General features: G+C 66.2%; 11 protein-coding genes and 1 pseudogene. 8 read left to right on the forward strand and 4 right to left on the reverse strand.

What is annotated here, in order from left to right:
• Positions 1–22 precede the first annotated feature (22 nt).
• Positions 23–2386 carry a lysozyme family protein gene (locus tag MNOD_RS41375; protein WP_015929178.1) on the forward strand — a complete coding sequence of 788 codons (2364 nt, stop codon included), beginning with the start codon at positions 23–25 and terminating at the stop codon, positions 2384–2386.
• Between the two features lie 196 nt (positions 2387–2582).
• Here the strand turns inward: MNOD_RS41375 and MNOD_RS41380 are convergent, their stop codons facing one another.
• Entirely contained in the window at positions 2583–4814 is a 2232-nt protein-coding gene (locus MNOD_RS41380) for a DNA/RNA non-specific endonuclease (protein ID WP_015929179.1), read from the reverse strand.
• A 261-nt stretch (positions 4815–5075) separates the two neighbouring features.
• On the opposite strand from MNOD_RS41380, the gene MNOD_RS41385 reads away from it, so the two are divergent.
• Genes MNOD_RS41385 through MNOD_RS12135 form a run of 3 tightly spaced genes read left to right on the forward strand, consistent with a single transcriptional unit; the run spans position 5076 to position 9273 of the window.
• On the forward strand, positions 5076–6167 hold the full coding sequence (locus MNOD_RS41385) for a trypsin-like serine peptidase (protein WP_015929180.1): 1092 nt from the start codon (positions 5076–5078) through the stop codon (positions 6165–6167).
• Positions 6168–6169: 2 nt separating this feature from the next.
• On the forward strand, positions 6170–7507 hold the full coding sequence (locus MNOD_RS12130) for an alpha/beta hydrolase family protein (RefSeq protein ID WP_157091441.1): 1338 nt from the start codon (positions 6170–6172) through the stop codon (positions 7505–7507).
• Entirely contained in the window at positions 7507–9273 is a 1767-nt protein-coding gene (locus MNOD_RS12135) for a hypothetical protein (protein WP_015929182.1), read from the forward strand. Before MNOD_RS12130 ends, MNOD_RS12135 begins: the two co-directional genes overlap by 1 nt.
• A gap of 57 nt (positions 9274–9330) precedes the next feature.
• Here the strand turns inward: MNOD_RS12135 and MNOD_RS46400 are convergent, their stop codons facing one another.
• A complete protein-coding gene (locus MNOD_RS46400; protein WP_198157597.1) occupies positions 9331–9669 on the reverse strand; it encodes a hypothetical protein in 339 nt (112 codons plus the stop codon).
• Between the two features lie 10 nt (positions 9670–9679).
• Here MNOD_RS46400 and MNOD_RS12140 point away from each other — a divergent pair, with 10 nt between their 5' ends.
• The 4 genes and pseudogenes from MNOD_RS12140 (at position 9680) to MNOD_RS12150 (ending at position 13191) form a co-directional block, all read left to right on the forward strand.
• Positions 9680–10489: a site-specific integrase gene (locus MNOD_RS12140; RefSeq protein WP_244424717.1), complete on the forward strand. Its 810-nt coding sequence runs from the start codon at positions 9680–9682 to the stop codon at positions 10487–10489.
• Between the two features lie 407 nt (positions 10490–10896).
• Positions 10897–11490: pseudogene (locus MNOD_RS50585) on the forward strand (transposase); the annotation flags it as partial.
• Positions 11491–12224: 734 nt separating this feature from the next.
• A complete protein-coding gene (locus tag MNOD_RS43055) occupies positions 12225–12455 on the forward strand; it encodes a hypothetical protein (protein ID WP_015929183.1) in 231 nt (76 codons plus the stop codon).
• 169 nt (positions 12456–12624) lie between these two features.
• A complete protein-coding gene (locus tag MNOD_RS12150) occupies positions 12625–13191 on the forward strand; it encodes a helix-turn-helix transcriptional regulator (protein WP_015929184.1) in 567 nt (188 codons plus the stop codon).
• A 173-nt stretch (positions 13192–13364) separates the two neighbouring features.
• Here MNOD_RS12150 and MNOD_RS12155 read toward each other — a convergent pair whose 3' ends face one another.
• The gene (locus MNOD_RS12155) at positions 13365–13961 is read right to left on the reverse strand and encodes a response regulator (RefSeq protein ID WP_015929185.1); all 597 of its coding nucleotides are present in this window, start codon (positions 13959–13961) and stop codon (positions 13365–13367) included.
• A gap of 164 nt (positions 13962–14125) precedes the next feature.
• Entirely contained in the window at positions 14126–16735 is a 2610-nt protein-coding gene (locus tag MNOD_RS41395) for a PAS domain S-box protein (RefSeq protein WP_157091443.1), read from the reverse strand.
• Positions 16736–16780: the final 45 nt, after the last annotated feature.

Consider the following 16780-nt stretch of genomic DNA (forward strand, 5'->3'; position numbering starts at 1 on the left):
AAATTGACCGCAGGAGAGCGGCATGTGCACCGACCATGCTGAGAGCGCGCCGACCGAAGCCGTGGCCTTCGAGGAATTGCTGTCGGAGCTGGCGCAGGAGACCGCCGAGCACGGGGCCGCTCCACGGGAGCGCGTCTTCGACGATGAGGCCGACCTGCTCGAGAGCCCCGGCGGCTTCCCTGAGCGGTCGACGACACCGATCTCCAAGGACGCGATCGATCTTCTGATCGCGGCGGAAGTTTCGAGCGAGGCGGCCTACCGCGCGAAGTTCAGCCACCCGATCTGGCCGGGAGGCCAGTCGGGCGTCACCATCGGCATCGGCTACGATGTCGGCACCGTCAGCCCCGCCGTCCTCGCGCAAGATTGGAGCGAGGAACTGTCCCGCGAACTCATCCAGCGCCTAGCGGCCTCCTGCGGCGTGCTCGGCCCCGCCGCCGCGCACGCTATCCCGAAGCTGCGCGACATCACCGTACCCTTCGAAACCGCGAATCGCGTCTTCGCGGCCCGCTCGGTCCCGCAATTCGTCGCGCGCACGGAGCGCGCTCTGAAGAACACCCGGTTGCTGCACCCGCATTGCCTGGGCGCGCTGGTGTCCCTGGCCTACAACCGCGGTCCCGCCTTCAGCAAGGACGGTGACCGCTTCCGGGAGATGCGCGCCATCCGCGACCACATGATCGACCGCCGCTTCGACCTCATTCCGGGCGAGTTCCGGTCCATGAAGCGGCTCTGGGCCGGCAACCCGAAGCTGCGCGGCCTTCTCCTGCGCCGGGAAGCGGAAGCGAAGCTCTTCGAACGCGGCTTGGCCGCGGGCTCCGCGCGGCCGGAATCCGCGGCGCTCGAAGCCATCCCCGCCGGTGCGCCGGCGGCCCCAGAGGCGGCGGGACTTGAAGGGCTTTTCTCGACCATCGGCGGCTGGCTTCGTTCGGTGGTGCAGGAACCGACCCGCGATCACGTCATGTTCGCCCTCTCCCGGCCGGATCGGGATGACGGCCCGATCGAGCGGGACGAGCACTACGTCGCCGTGCGCGTGCTCGCGGCGCGCATCGTCAATGCCCGGCGCTGGACGAGCCTCTATCACGGCGCCGTCCACGCCACTTGCAGCATGCTTTACGAAGGCCTGGGCCAGGACCGTATCGAGCGCCAGGCGGTGCTGGCGCCGGACGGGTTCCGCGACATCGATCCCAAGGGCCCGGGCAAGCTCCTCCAGGTGGACCGGCCGCTATTCGGCCCCATGCCCTATCGCGGCGATCTGCGCCTCTCGATCGCCCTGTTCTCCGTCAAGTCGAGCGACCTCGCCGGCCCGTACCTGTCCCTCATCAGCGACCTCTCGCAGACGGTGTCGTCGGGCTTCCTCTCGGCGGCCCAGCCCTTCGTGGCGCCGGTCAAGAAGGCCTCCGATCTCCTGTTCGGCACCTCGGACGCCGCGAGCCTCGAATGCGGCACGGTGCGCGGCTTCGAGCCCCTCAAGGCCGGGATCTGGGTCAGCATCGGCGCGAGGCGGGACGAGATCGGATCGACGGACGGCTTCAGCCTCGACCCGGAGGATTTCCGCCTCCTCGACGCCGACGGGCAGCCGTTCGAGGACTATCCCTATCTCGTCTTCGAAATCCAGCGGCTGCGCGAGCGCGACAACTGGATGGAGATTCCCAACCTAAAGACCGCCTGGGACGCGCTGACGACGGCGCTCGCTGCGGGCAAGCTCGATGAGGCGAAAGCGGCGGAACAAGCGTTCCGCCGGCTGTGCCTCGCCGGCGGCGATCTCACCGAGCGCGACGCCACCCGCCTCGCGGCGAAGGCCGAGCGCAAGCTCGCGCTGCTGGCGGACGGAACGACGGAGGCGCCGCCGCTCGAGAGCCTGCGCTCGCTCGACCTTTACGACGATGCGCCGGAAGCGCCGGTCCCCCTCGACGAGGACGCCCATACCGATCCGGAGGCGCCTTTGCCGGAAGCGCCCGAGCCCGGTCTCGAGGCGGTGCGTCCCTGGCGCGTCGCGGAGGCTCTCCTCGTGCTGCGGCGGCAGGTGAACGCCCGTGCGCCGCACCGCTCGAAGGCGAGTGACGGCACGATCGGCGATGCCGCGCACGCGGTGCGGACCTCCGACCACAATCCCTGGATCGTGGACGCCGGCACCGGGGTGGTGACCGGCATGGATCTCACGCACGATCCGGCCGGCGGCTGCGACGCCGGGGCGCTCGCCGAGGCGCTGCGGGCCGGACGGGACCCGCGCATCAAATACGTGATCTGGAACCGCCAGATTTTTAGCGCGACGGTGAATCCGTGGACCTGGCGGTCCTATACCGGCCGCAATCCCCACAACAAGCACGTCCACATCTCGGTGCGCGAGGATAAGGACCACTACGACCAAGCCTCTGAATGGAGCTTGTGAACCCTCCACGGCATCGGGGACGCGGCCTCATACCAACGGCCCGGGCTGCTGACGTAAGCCAAGTGCTGACGCGCATGCTCACGCATCGGGCCGTTGACCCGTCTCGAAGTGTCGATGCCAAGCCGGAGACTTTGTTGACGAGGCTTGGCGAAAATCCGAGAACGGAACCAACGGGCCTTTTCAAGGCCCGTTGGTATCACGCCTGGCCGCGCCGACCGACGCCGGACTGGGCGGCTACCTCAAGGCCGCGGTTTTCAAACTCGTCCGCCGCGATGATCTCGGGGGCGAACACCAAGCCGGCCGCCGCCGCGATCCGGCCGAGGGGCTCCATGTAGCGCGTGAAGGCGTCGGGAACGACGAACTCGGTCAGGTCGACATCGGACAGGTCCTGCTCGAGCACGAAGCCGAAGGCCGCAAGCCCGTCGAGGGTGCGGGCAACGATGACCTTCCAGAAGCGCGCTGGGATCTGCACCGCCTGGCGCCGGCCGCCGCCGAAGGCGCCGAGGAAGCGCGGATCGTCGGCCGCGAGGATCGGCCCGCCGAAGACGCACAGCTTCTCGCACTCCGCCTGCTGCAGGACGACATTCTCGAGGTCGCCCCAATTGTCGGTACCGCGCGCCGACTGATTGAAGCCTGCCACCTGCGGCGAGCAGTTGGTGACGTGGAAGCTGTCGCCGTTCGCCCGCTTCAGCTCCTCGAAGCTGCGGCCCCAGGCGACGTCCTCGCGGCGGGCGATATGCCCCTTGTCGAAGGCGCCGTCGTCCTTTGTGTAGAACACGTCCGGCAATTGCAGCGCCTCGTCGAGGCGCGGATCGGGGAACCATTTCTCCTGATCGTGCTCGCCGAGCTCGCCCAGGACCTTGCGGGTGTAGATGCGCCCTTCCTCTGGCCGCTTCACCGGATCGGCCGCATAGGCGTTCCAGGCCACGATCAGGGCGAGGCGGCGCTTGGCATGCATCCGGATCGAGAAATTCTGGTAATCGAGCCGATCTCCGCCGGTGCGCGTCCGCGCCAGCACCTCGGGGCGGGCCGCCTGCGGCATCGGCGTGCGCAGGCCGAGGAACATCTCGTTGAAGCCCCTGCGCTTCGTATAGTCCCGGTCCCGCGCGGGTTCGACCAGGCGCTCCATCTGTGCCTGCGGCGCCTCGCCGGCGCCGACCGGAGCGGAGGCCTGACCGACCCGGATGCTGACATGGATCGGGATCACGAGATCGATGGTGCGTGCCGCGCCCATGCCGGAGACGCCCGCGTCGGCGGACGGCGTGGGGGCCGCGGACGAGGCGCCCCCGCCGGCCGGCGGATCCTGCGGGGCCGCGTCGGCCGCTTCCTCCCCGTCCGCCGCCGACCAGTAGCCGCTCCAGGAGGGAGGCTTGTCCGGATTGGCGGTGGGGTCGAAAGTCAAGCCCGCTTCCACGACCCGCCCATCGAGCGCGAGGTCGGAGGCGGGCACGGCGTAGTTCCGGGCGAGATAGGTGCCGCCGAAATGCAGCGCCAGCACGCGGCCGCTCTTCACGTGTACGATGGCGGAGCCTGAGTTGCCGCCGAGCGTCGAGCAGTCATGCGTGACCGCGTTGACGACCTTGCGGAAGCTCTCGGTATCGAAGCGCTCCTTGAGCAGGCCGGGCTGCAGTTGCTTGATGCCGAACCGGTTGTCGAACACCGTCTTCTGCGCGGCGCGGTCGTTGCGCGGATCGAAGGCCGGATAGCCGACGACGGCGATCTCGTCCCGGACGAAACCCTCGATCGCGCGCGGCTCGAGCGTGAGCGGCTTCGCCTCCTCGGGCAGGCCCCCGACCTCGAGGAGCGCCATGTCCCAATAGGGATGGATCATCACCACCCGGCGCACCGTGAGCGGCGGCTGCTCGGCATTGTCGGGAGCAAAGGCTCGCGAGAAGCCCGGCGTGATGCCGGAAATGAAGGTGATGCGGCGATCCCCGAGACCCTGCGCGAAGATCGCGGCCACGTGCCGGTTGGTCATCACCAGGTTCTTCCCGACGACGAAGCCGGTGCCGCCGTAAGGATAGGGGGAACCCGGCACCTCGATGCGTCCGATCGAGCGCGCCGCGCCGGTCAGCCGCGCCTTGATCTCGGGGTCGTTGAGGTGGAGCCAGAGCTTGTGCGTCGCCTGGTAGGTTCCGCCGGCGAGCGGCATGGCGGGACGCTTGTCGGGAATGATGATCGCCTCGATGCCAAATTGCTGATCCGGCGCGAGAGGCTCGCCCCTGGCAAGGGATTCGAGGCCGTCGTTCACAGCCTGCGCGCTGACCGGCCGGGCAAGGGTCTCGAGTCCGCCGACGCTCTCCTGGGTCGCGTGAGCCGCCCGCATCGCCTCGAGATCGTCTTCATTGACCTGGAACTGCCGGATGTCGTCGTCCGTCGCGATATCCTGAAGATAGGAACGAATACGCTCGGTCCGGCGGTTCTTCATGAGTCTTCCCCTCTCAGAATCAGGACAAACATTCGCGTGACGAATGCATTAAAATAACATAAAAAGATTTAAAATCTATCACGACGCGCCTTAACGACAGGAGGCGGATGAGGATTCCAATCCGAGTGCTTCGGCGTGCCTTCACTCTTGACGGTGATGCGGCAGAGAATTCTTTCATTTTATCTTGACGGTTTTATGATAGCACCTATTGTGCCGCAGTCGAGACACCTTTTTGCGTTGTCCACCCGAGGTCAGGCGATCATGCGCCCTCTCAACGCGAACGAGATCGACCGACTCTCGCGGCTGCTGGCTAAGGCGGTCGACTTTTCTCAGCTCGAACGCATGGTGTTCCTTGCCACCGGCGACCGGCTGTTCGTCGAGTATGTCGGCCCAGGCCTGCCGCTGCGGCCGACGATCGAGAAGCTGATCGAGGCCCTGGAGCGGGATGCCGTCACCGAGCGGCTCGCGGCGGTCGTCTATCGGGAGAAGCCGTTCCAGACCGAACTGCGTGGCTTTCTCCTCCAGCTCTACCCGCAGATCGCGCCGGCCGCCCAGGCGCCAACGCCGAGCTTCGTGGTGCAGGATGCCGGCCTGAGGCGCCCTGATCTCGCGGACGGCGGGCCGGGCCTGCAACGCGTCGTCAAACCGGCCCTTAAGCAGATCGATCTGAGGCTCTGGCTCGACCGGGCGGACGCCATCTCGCGGCAGGTTTGCCGGATCGAGGCCGATAACGCGCCGCTCGGCACCGGCTTCCTGGTGGGCTCGGGCCTCGTCCTGACCAACTGGCACGTCATCGACGAGGCGCGCAAGCGCGGTGCCCTCGCGCGGCTCGGCTGCCGGTTCGACTTCAACCGCCTCGCCGACGGTGGGGTCGAGGCCGGCACGCTCGTCCCCGTAACGGGCGTCCTCGACGAGAGGCCCTGCAGCCCGGCCGAGCTCACCGCCACACCCGACGTGCCGCCGCCGGAGGCCGACGAACTCGACTACGCCTTGCTCGAATTATCGGAAGCAACCAAGGCGCGCGGCTTCGTGGCGCTGAAACCGGCGCCGCCCATCGCCAAGGACGACCCGCTGATCATCGTCCAGCATCCGCAGGGCGATTCGCTGAAATTCGCCCTCGATACCGCGGCGGTGACCGGGTTCGTCCACCAGGACTTGCGGCTGCGCTATCACACGAACACGCTCCCCGGCTCGTCCGGATCGCCGTGCTTCTCCATGGAGCTCGATCTCGTCGCCTTGCATCATCTCGGCGATCCCGCCCGAGGCCCGGCGCTCTACAATCAGGGTGTCCCGATCGACCGCGTGCGCGCGAGCCTTGTCGCACGCGGGCAGGGCGACCGCTTGGGGCTGTGATCGTGACGGCCGACTTCGAGCTCACGACTGTCCAGATCGACGGCCTTCGCAAGGCGATCGTGACCTATTGCGCGCTCTCCGACCTGGAGGCGGCCCTGAACCGCTATCCCGGTTCGCTTGGCCGGGCCGAGACCATTCCCGAGGGCCAGACCTTCGAGAGGATCGTCCAGGTCTGCCTCGACCGCATCGCCACCGACCAGGCATTGCTCGTCAACTCCTTCCTGCTCCGGGTGCTCGAGAACCGATGGAGCCTTGATCCGCTGCGGCGGGAAGCGTTGCGCACGGCCCCCATCCTCGTGCGCGCGCCGCGCAAGGTCGAGGGCCAAGTGACGATCGTGGCCGACGCCCTGCAGGCGCTCGTCGACGCTCTGCCTGAGAAGCCCCGCGCCGATCACATCGGCGATCCCGTGATCTTCACCGCCCTGTGCGAGATCCGCGACGCCTTGGTGGCCCTGGCCCGTTGCTTCGAGGCCTTCGAGGGGCTGAAAGGCCTGCATGACGGGCTCCACACCCTGCAGGTGCTGGGGGCGAGCTGGCTGGACTGGTCGCAGGCGGAGGAACCGCCGGCTCTGCTGCCCACTGCCCTCGCCCTGGTGCACCGGGCGCAGCAGGTGGCGACCGCGAGCCAGGCCGGCCTGCCGCCCGAGGGCGTCGCCTGCCAGGAGCGCTGCCTACGGGCGCTCGACCGGGCGAAGACCCTGCTGACCTCGGGCCAGCCCGACGCGATCAGGGAGGCCCGCTCGCAGCTGCGCGCCTTGCTGATCGCGGAGATGCCGCACATCGACGAGATCCTGTTCGGCGTGTCCCGCGACCTCCCGCTGAAGTCCTTCAGCGCGGCGTTCACCAAGATGTCGGAGAGCCGGAACCTCGATCGGGCCCGCGACGCGGCGATCGACCTTGCCGACACGCTGCGTCGGCGGCTGATGGAGCATGCGGTCTGGCAGGCGACGGATCTGCGCCTCTACCAGATGGAGGAGCACCTCTACGATCCGCAGCTGGGCTGGATGGTGGCCGTCACGCCTATCCTGACCGCCGTGCGGACCAACCTGCGCGCGGTGTCCGCCGCGCCGAACGAGATCCAGTCGCTGACGGGCCCGATGTCGGACGCCCTGACCCAGTACGAGGCGACGGTCTCGCCCGGCGCAGCGCCGGGCGAGGACGATCCCGCGTTCGCGCGCGTCCGGGAGTGCTTCGAGGACCTGCGTGCGAGCGTGCGTGGCAACTTCCTTGAGATCGACCAGCTCCTGAAGGCCGATTTCGCGCGCTGTGCCGTGCTCAAGACGAAGCTCGACGCGCTCCTCGCCCGCGTGCCGCCGCTATGCGCGCTCTGGGTGCCCTGATGAGCACCGACCCGTCCCCGTCGGGCATCGACGCCTTGCGCGAGCGCCATCAGGCCATGATCGGGCGCGCCGTTGCCGGCGAGACCATCTCGGCCGAGGAATGCCGGACCTTCATAAACGAGGTCGCCGCCGCCGGCGCCTCGACGGCGCCGGGGCGGCAGCGGGACCGCCTGCGCCAGATCCTGTATCACTGGGCGGCGGAAGCCGGTGCGCGGGGCGACCCACTGGCGGATGTGCCGACGCTGGCGCCCTACGATCCCGCAGCCGCCGAGTTGACCTCCGCCCGGGACGGGCCGGCTCCGGCGCCGCCCGCCGCGGCCGTCGCCCCGGAGACGACCGCGGTCCCGCAGGCGGCCTCGCCCACAGCGGCCGCCCCTTCTCCGCCAGCGGCGATCGGGGCCGAGGCGATCTCCGCCGATGCCGCCAGTGCCCGGGCGAACCGCTCGGGCGTCGCGACGATCGTCGGGACGGTGCTGAAACGGTTCACGACCTTCAGCTCGGGCGCGACCGAGCCCGCTCCGACGGAGCTGGCCCCGCCGCAGCCCCCACCCTCGCCGGATATCGAGGCGCTCGCCAGGACGAGGGCCGTGATCCGCATCGGCGCGCTCGCCCGGCAATGGCTCGCCACGCCTCCGGAGGCGCGGGCGGGCTATCTCCTCGCCGGCAAGGCCCTCGCCGAGGCTTCGCTCTACACCGAGGACGATCCCGATATCCGCACCTTCGTAGAAGCCAGCGAGGAGCATTTCAGGCGCCTGGAGCGGGCCCGGCGCTGGCGTTTCAACCTCGTGCTGGCCGTCATCTGCGTGATCGTGGTGGCGGCCCTCGCGTTTCTGCTTGTCGTGCGCGAACGACAGCATCGACTCGAGGCCGAGGCGAGCCGGGCCCGGGCGGAATTCGAGGCAGAGCAAGCGGTGGCGACGGCGCGGTTCTCCGTCCAGACCGAAATCAGGAGCCAGGCTCGCGCTGCCGTGAACGCTCTCAATCGAAACGGAGGCGATCTCGCCCCCTTGAAGGCCCTGCTCGGCCGGCTCGCCGACGTCGAAGCCGACGAGCTCAACCGGCTGACCCTCAGCCAGCAGACCGTGGCGTCCACGGCGCAGATCGAGAGTCAGGCGCCGGCGTCGCGAGGCTTCGTTCCGCCCCCACCGAACGCGGTTCCAGCTCCCGTAACGAATGCCGGGACCTGCGAGGGCTATCTCTGGTTCGGCAGCCCCCAGGACAGCCGCCTCGCCGATAAGACCGACCCGAGCCAGTTGCGACCGAACCAGCAGGTCGCCATCGACGCGCGCGGCGATATCCGCCTGCGCGCCGACCGGCCGAGCCCGTCCTACGATCTTGGAACCGTCGCCGGCGTGGTGCCGGCCGGGTCGACCGTCACTGTCGCTTCGGCGCCGATCCGGTACGACCGCTCGCTCGGCCCGCAATATTGGGCGAAGGTCGTCGTGCCGCGGCAGTTCTGCACGACGGTCTACCTGCAGTACCAGGGCAGCGAGGAGCGCAAGAACGCCGCGCTCGCCGCCCTCGACGCCATCGGGGTGCAGACACCTCCGGCCGAATTGATCCAGAGCGCTACCGGGCGGCGGGAAGTGCGCTTCTTCTGGCAGGAGGACCAAGCAGTGGCGCAGCAGGTTGCCAAAACACTAAAGCCTTTTCTCCCCTCAGATCAGAAAAGTTCTCGAGACGGCTTGACAGTCGTGCCACTTCTAACCTTCCCGAAGCGTCCAGCATCCGGGACTTTGGAGGTCTGGCTTGATTTCGGCAGATAGATCGAAGTGACTGCTCAAATTGAGCGACGAAGAAGATTTCAGATTTAATCGGACACTTCAATCATACATCAGAATATGAGACCTGTGTGCGAGTGCCTTGATCCGGGGTGGTGGGTCTTGGTTCCATGCTGCTGAGGGTGGGCGGAGGCGGTGATGCCACGGCGAGACGATCACTGCTTGCCGCAGCAGCCCATGGTGCGCGATGGCGCCCCAGAGCGCCCCTTCGGTGGCGATCGTCACCGGATCGGGCGTAATCGCCAGCTGATCCAGGCCCAGTGCGGTCAGGTGCGCCCGCCACCTCGCCTCATGGGGAAAGACCTTGCTGGGGTGGGCCGCCAGCGCCGGCCCGGCCAGGGAGCGCCCGCGCGTGGACGCCAGGGCCGCCTCGTTGATCACGTAAGTCCGTGTGCCCGGCCCGCAGCACCGCCTGGTCCTCAGCCAGGAAGTCATCGACGCCTGGGCTCCCACGCCCGCAGTCGCCCGTTATTACCGATCGGTCCTATCCAAGCTTCTGTCCTTCGGCATCCCGCGCGGCTTCTGCACCGTGAACGTCGCGAAAGGGACGGAGAAGGTCGAGCATGAGGTCGAGCCGCACGTGCCCTGGACCGATTGGGCCTTCGAAGCGTTCTTCGAGCACGCCCGCCCCGGTCTGCACCCGCCGGTCTATTCCGCCCTCTACACCGGCCAGCGCTCGATCGACGTGATCCCGATGCGCCGGCCGGCCCCGGGCGCCAACGCCATCGAGATGATCGCTCGCAAGACCGGCGTGCACGTCTACGTCCCGATCCACTCCGAGTACCGCGAGATCCTCACCCGCATCCACATCGATCACCCTGCGCTGCACCTGCGGGAGGACGGCGCGCCTTGGACGCTCGCGGCCTACCGCACCGCGTGGCAGCGCGATTTCACGAGCATCAACGCCAAGGGTCAGCCCACGATCGCCTCGCCGGCGAAGAAGGCCGCGATGAAGCGGCTGCGCGAGGGCGGCTTCGTGTTTCACGGCCTGCGCAAGAACGCCGTGAACATGCTGCTGGAGGCCGGCAATACCGAGGCCGAGGTGTCGGCGATCGTCGAGATGAGCGAGCAGATGGTGCGCCACTATGCCCGCGACGTGAACAAGCGGCGCCTCGCCGTGAACGGCATGAAGAAGCTGGAGGAGGTGTGGAAGGAGACCCGTGCGAACCTGTTCGGGTCGGACGCTGCATCCCACCACTGAGGGTGGGTTTGGACACAGGTTGCCAAATCTTGGACACAGCAGGGCCCTGGCCGCATCCATGACGCCGCTTAAGTTGCTGGTTTGTTTAGAAGATTTGGTGAGCGCGCTGGGACTCGAACCCAGGACCTACAGATTAAAAGAACGTTTATCGCTTGAAATTTTGCCGAGCGATCAGCGCGACCGGTTGCCAAACCGGAAAGGTGTAATGCGGCTGTTCGTGGTGTAGCGAAGGGTGTTTTGGCAACCGCTCTAGGGCCATCCAGATAGGTCTGTACGACCTCTTGCTCGGCACAGGCGTCCTGCCCTACCCCGGTGCATGAGCACCGTTGATTCGCCCCCCCGTCCTCGCATAGAGCCGCGGGCTGGTACTCTTGTCGCTCGCTCTCCGGTCGCCTCAGTGAAGCGTGTTGCTGCCCGACACCCATCTGGTCGACGCCGGCTACGTCGATGCCGACCAACTGCTGGCGAACGCGCGCGATCACGACGTTACGCTTCTCGGCCCGACCCCGCAGGACACGCAGTGGCAGGCGCGCACGCCGGGCGCCTTCCGGGTCCAGGACTTCCGGATCGACTGGGACCGGGAGGTCGCCACCGGCCCGGCCGGCCACGCCAGCACGAGTTGGAGCGCTGATCACAACCAGGGGCGGACGGTGATGCGCATCCGGTTCTCCAGCGCGGACTGCAAGCCCTGCGCGCTGCACGCGCTCACCGCGCCGGTTGCTCACGCCACGGCGGGGCGAGGAGCACGCTGCCCTGGATGCGGCGCGGGCGCGGGAGGCTGATGCGAGCTTTGCTACCAGTATTGCTGGCGGGCTGGCATCGAGGGAACGCTCTCGCAGGGCGTCCGTGATCTGCACCTGCGGCGCGCTCGCTACATCGGGCTGAAGGTCCATCTCCAGTACGTGCTGACCGCGGCCGCCCTCAACCTCGTCCGACTTGCCGCCTGGCTGGCCGGAGTGTCCCTCACCATAACCCGCCAATCCACCTTCGCCCGCCTTATCAGCCAGGCTACTGACATCCCGAATTCGCCAGCAGTATCCAAACCGGGGCAATCCCAGTCCGTGGAAGATTGGGCCGAGCTCGTCGCGCAGGCTCAGCAGCGGCGCCCTCGCGGGAAAGCGGTGCGGGCTACCTGCGCGGTCTCTTCAGGGATGGCGACTGGATTGCTGGGGCGGGGCGACATCGTGTTCTCCTCGCAGAGGCGGACGAATTTGCCTCAACGCGAGCTCGACTCGCTCGATCCGACGCTCCTCCCGACTTCGCCAGCGGTATCAAACTCGGCGATGAATCCGCGGAGTGGTCCGCCCTGAATTGGTTTCGAGCCAGAAGGGGGCGTCAGATACCCTCCGAAGTGCAGTCGTCCTACGCATATCCGTACTCTGCAATCAGGTTCGCTGTAAACAGATTCCTCAATTTTGTCTTTCCATGATATTGTTGCTTGACAACTTCTCGGGCAGAAACAGATCTTGATGGCTACCGTGGGATTTATTTCGCTTAAACGGCGCGAGCATCGATATAATCGGTTTGGGGTGCTTTACTTGGAGGTGATTTGCTTCTAAGTAGCTGTATTCTGAGTTGTGGCTCGATTGGCTATCCGCGCGGGTGGTCGTAAAATGCCATTACGACTGCGCTAGTCCGTTTGGATGATGGCGGGCGTCAGGATCTGCTCGTATACTTAACGGACAAGCGCGGCTGCCGACCGGCGGTTGCTCTGATGCGCGCGGACGAATGATTGATGTCTGTCCCCATCGAAGTCGCGCAAACGCAAGGCACGGAAGAAGCGCGACTCATCATGGTCAGGAGCGTGCTGGCAGCGATTGTTATACGTATCTATGCGGAACCCCAACTCGGAATTGAAGAGGGTTGGTTCCTAAAAGTCGGGTTTGGACCATGTGATCGCGAAGGCGTCATATTCAAGAACATTGAAGAGGTCGAATCTTGGGCCCACGCTCTCACCGACCTGTGAATACATTCCGCAAATTCTTTGCCAGTAAATGTTATCTGTAGGCTTTGAGGGCTGTAATTTGTTTTAACCGTTGCGTCCTAAACTTATCATTGCAAGACCTGCGTGCTTGATATTCCAGAATCTGGGTGCAATCATTGGTGAGGTGTAATTTTCAGCTCCTGGTTGTGTAATGATCGCAGGAGAGGCACTCCTTCTGGTCCTACAGCGGTTCGGCTACTGCGCGTTCCTGATCACTAAGACCGGTCTCGTCATAGCGGGGAATGCGGTGGCGGCACTGCTTCTGAAACGTGAAGTTGCGCAGGGCGAAGAAATCTATCGCTTCCGTTCGAACGAGGGGGACGCGCTGCTGAGGCAGCTTCTGGGCGTTTCGATCAAGCCCGACGCTATACCGAAGAAACCGTGGGTCATCCAGAGCGGAACACGTCGCCTGCTCTGTTCCCTTGAGCAGCCTGCGGGGATGCGGGAGGAGTCCAGCTACGTCCTCCTCCTCGTCGATCTCGAGGAGCGTCTGCAGCCCAAAGCTGCAACGCTCCAGCAACTCTTCTCTCTCACGAATGCCGAGTCCAAGCTCGCTCTGCAGCTCGCCAGAGGCGGAACGCTCGAGGAATGCGCCGAAGAGAACGGGACGAGCGTGAACACGGCGCGGGTCCAGCTTCGCTCGATCTTCGCGAAAACGGGGACCGCGCGCCAGTCGGATCTCGTGGCGTTTCTCAACCGCATTGCGATGCTCGGATAACTGCACCGAGCGTCAGCTCGTGCCGCGTGCCGCCGAAACAGGTTCGGACACGCGGTGCCACTTCTCCGTTCGGACATGCGGCCGATCACTAACGCCGCGTTGGTCCGATCCTGTCGAAAGCCTTGGACCTGCTCTCAGGCGCACGACGCGGTGGCTCGCCACCGCAACTCCGCTCAGGTCTCCGGGTGTGGCTGCGCCATAGCGGCATCGAGCTCTTCGAGCACGTCAGAGATCTTCGCGGTGATGAGGCCGATCCGCTCATCCTGGGCCCCGCCCGAAAGGCCCGACGCGCCCGCCAGGGATTGCGCGACGTCCTGAACCTGATCGCGCACGCGCCGCAACAGCTCCCCGCCGGGGGGATAATCCGGGCTCGCGGCAGGCGTCTGCGCCTGCGCGGAGCGGCCGCCCCGATCAGCGATGTCCCGGATCGCCTGCCTGAGCCGGGACAGCCTTCTCGGGTCTTTGACGACGTAGTCATCGAGCCCCATCTTCATCGCCTCGACGGCTGCCTGCTCGTCGCCCGCACCCGTGAACATGATGACGGGGCAGGCCGGATGCTGCGACTTCGTGCGCTGAAGGACGTCGATCCCAGTTCCCCACCCGAGCGCCAGATCGGTAATGACGAGAGAGGGGCGATGATGCGCGAAGGCGGCATCGAGTTCCTCCGCCGTGCCGATCTCGACGGCTGTCGCGTGGGCAAGTTCGCCCCGTAGCTGATGGAGAATGATCAGCCGGTCATCCGGATTATCATCGACGATGAACGTAAGCATCACGCGCGACTCGCCTGAGCGACGCCCGGACGTCGTCCGGGAGCGATCCTGGCCTTATGGAGAAGCGTCCGACACAACGATAACGCAGGTCGGCTTGGGTGAACAGCGCGGTTCCGCCAAGAGCGGTGCGGCGCCCCGGCATCCGCGCTCAGGCGGCCGGATGCTCAGTTCGGGGTCGGCAACTCGATCCAGAAGCGGCTACCCTCGCCGTCACGGGACTCGACTCCGCACCGTCCGTCCATGCGTTCCGTTCCCTTCTTGACGACAGCAAGTCCGATGCCCGTACCAGGCCGAGACATGGTGCCCGGTGCCCGATAGAAGACATCGAAGATCTTGTCCAGCTGGTCGGGTGCAACACCTATTCCGTTGTCTTCGATCCAGATGCGCACGACGCGATCGTTCCTCAGTTCCGACCAGGCCTTAACACGGGCGGGACGCTCCTCGTGGCGGTATTTGATGGCGTTCGTTACGAGATTGTGAAGAACCTGCTGCAGGATTGTCGGATTCGCGTACACCGTGTGCAGGTTCTCTGAGAGATCCAGGACGGCATCGTCAAGCTCTTCGTTGCGCTCCAGCGTTTGCCTGACCTTCTCCATGACGAAGCGCAGGCTGATCGGCTGGAGCTGAATGTCAGTTCTCGCCAGCCTGCTATATTGCAGGAGCCCCTGCACGAGGTCGTCCATGCGTTGCGCCGCACCCACGATCCGCTCGGCGTATTGTCGCCCGGTCTCGCCCAAGCGCTCCCCAAAGTCGTCGAGCAGAATGGATGCGAGCGTCTGAACAGCACGCAAAGGTGCGCGCAGATCATGACTCACCGTATAACTGAAGGCGTCGAGCTCCGCATTGATCTCCTCGAGAGCCTGCGTTCTCGTCCTGACCTTCTCTTCGAGCGTTTGCTTCGCCTTCTCGACAGCCTCGAAGAGCCGTGCGTTGTCGAGGCCGATGGCGGCGTGAGCGGCAAGCCCGATCACGGCGCGCTCCGCGGCCTCATCGAAGATGTCGGGTTCCGCGTGTCCGAAGAAGAGCGCCCCGATGACGTTGCCATCGCGCGACGCCACGGGCACCGAGAGATAGCTGCGTACGGGAATGTGGCCTTCGGGCATGCCCGCATGGGGCGCATTTTTCCCGTAGCGTGGGTCCTGGAGGATGTCGGAGGAGCGAATCACCCCATCGCCGCGGAAGGTCGGCCCAAAGAGCGGGGTGGCCCGCGGCAGGCCGAAGCGGTCGAAGGCGCTGCGCTCGGCGCCAGCGAGCGCATAGAGGACGTAATGGTCGCCCGTGTCGTTGGTGGCATTGTAGAAGAACGCTCCGACCTGGGCCCCGCTCAGGGTGACGCCCGCATCCACCACGGTCTGAACCAAGCGATCGGGGTGGAGCTCGGCCGCGATCGTGATGCCGAGCCGGTGCAGCGTTTCGAGGGCCTGTTGCTGCCGCAGCAACTGCCGGCGGTTCTCGTCCAATAAGGCGTCCCGCCGGCGCTCCTCGGTGACATCGCGGATCTCGATGACGGCGCCGATCACCGCATGGCTGGAGTCCCGGATCGGGCTCGCGATGTAGGAGACTGGAACGAAGTCGCCGTTGCGGCGGATCAGGACCTCCTGTCCGGAGCGCTTGGTCTGTCCGCGACTGGCGCAGGCGATCGCGCAATCCGCTTCCGGGCAGGGGCTGCCGTCCGGGCCGATGTGGTGGATGAGGGCGTGCAGGCTCCGGCCGCTGGCCTCCGCGAGCGTGAAACCGGTCAGGCTCTCCGCCGAGGGGTTCATGTAGACGCAGCAGCCTTGCTCATCGAGCAGGAAGATCGACTCGGAGGCGTTTTCGAGCACGACGGTCAGCTGCCGTGTCGTCCGGCGCAGCGCGTCTTCGAACGCTTTGCGCTCCGTGACGTCGCGGATGAACCAGGTGAGCTGGTTGTGCGTCTGATGCCGCGTGAAAGTCATGGCGATCTCCGCCGGAAACCGCGACCGGTCCGACCGGAGGGCTTCGCCCTCGACGCGATGGTCCGGTCGGATGCCGGGGAGCGCGGCAACGACGCGCTCCGGTGAGGTCCCGGGAAGGAGAGAGGGGGCAGGTACGACGAGGAGGTCCGTGAGCCGACGCCCGACGGCGTCCTCGGCCCGAAATCCGAAGGCCCGGCAGAAGGCCGGGTTGGCGGCAAGGATGCGTCCGTCCTCAGTCGTCGTGACGATCCCGTCGAGCGCGCCGCGCAGGATAGCAGCCTTGATTGCCTCGCTGGTGCGCAGCTCCTCCACGGCCTGGTTGTGCTGCGCGCGCAGGGCCGCCCGCCGATTCACGACCCGGATGATCAGCGCTGCCGTGATCGAGAAAAGGGCCACCTCAAGCCAGTCGCCCGGGGTCACGAGGCGCAGTGACGGGTTCGGCGGAACGAACGCGTAGGTGCCGGACAGGCCGCCCAGGACGGCCGCGACAAGGGCCGGCCGGGTTCCTGCGCTGAGCGCCGTGACGAGGATGGGAAGCGTGAAGAGCAGGAAGGGCGAGCGGTCACCGAGAACCGGATCAAGACCGAGGCGCAGCAGAAACGCGCCCGTCGTGGCGAGAACAGCCAGGCCGTATTGTGTGCTCCTCAAGCCGAGCATGCGGTTTATGAGATTTCTCCCGTCCGATGGGCTGTGCGCTGGTTCAGTCAAGGTTCCTCCGCAGGGCCGACATACAAGCGAGCAGCCCAGGATGCAGCGTAACGAAAATTCGCAGCCTGGGCAGTACGCGGTTCTGCAGGGATGATGGATGTCCGCAGCGGGACGCGCGGCTGTGCGCACCGAAGTCGGTTCCTGGAGGTCAGGCTCTTACAGGAGGATGCGCCT

The organism is Methylobacterium nodulans ORS 2060 (genome assembly GCF_000022085.1).
Classification (GTDB): domain Bacteria; phylum Pseudomonadota; class Alphaproteobacteria; order Rhizobiales; family Beijerinckiaceae; genus Methylobacterium; species Methylobacterium nodulans.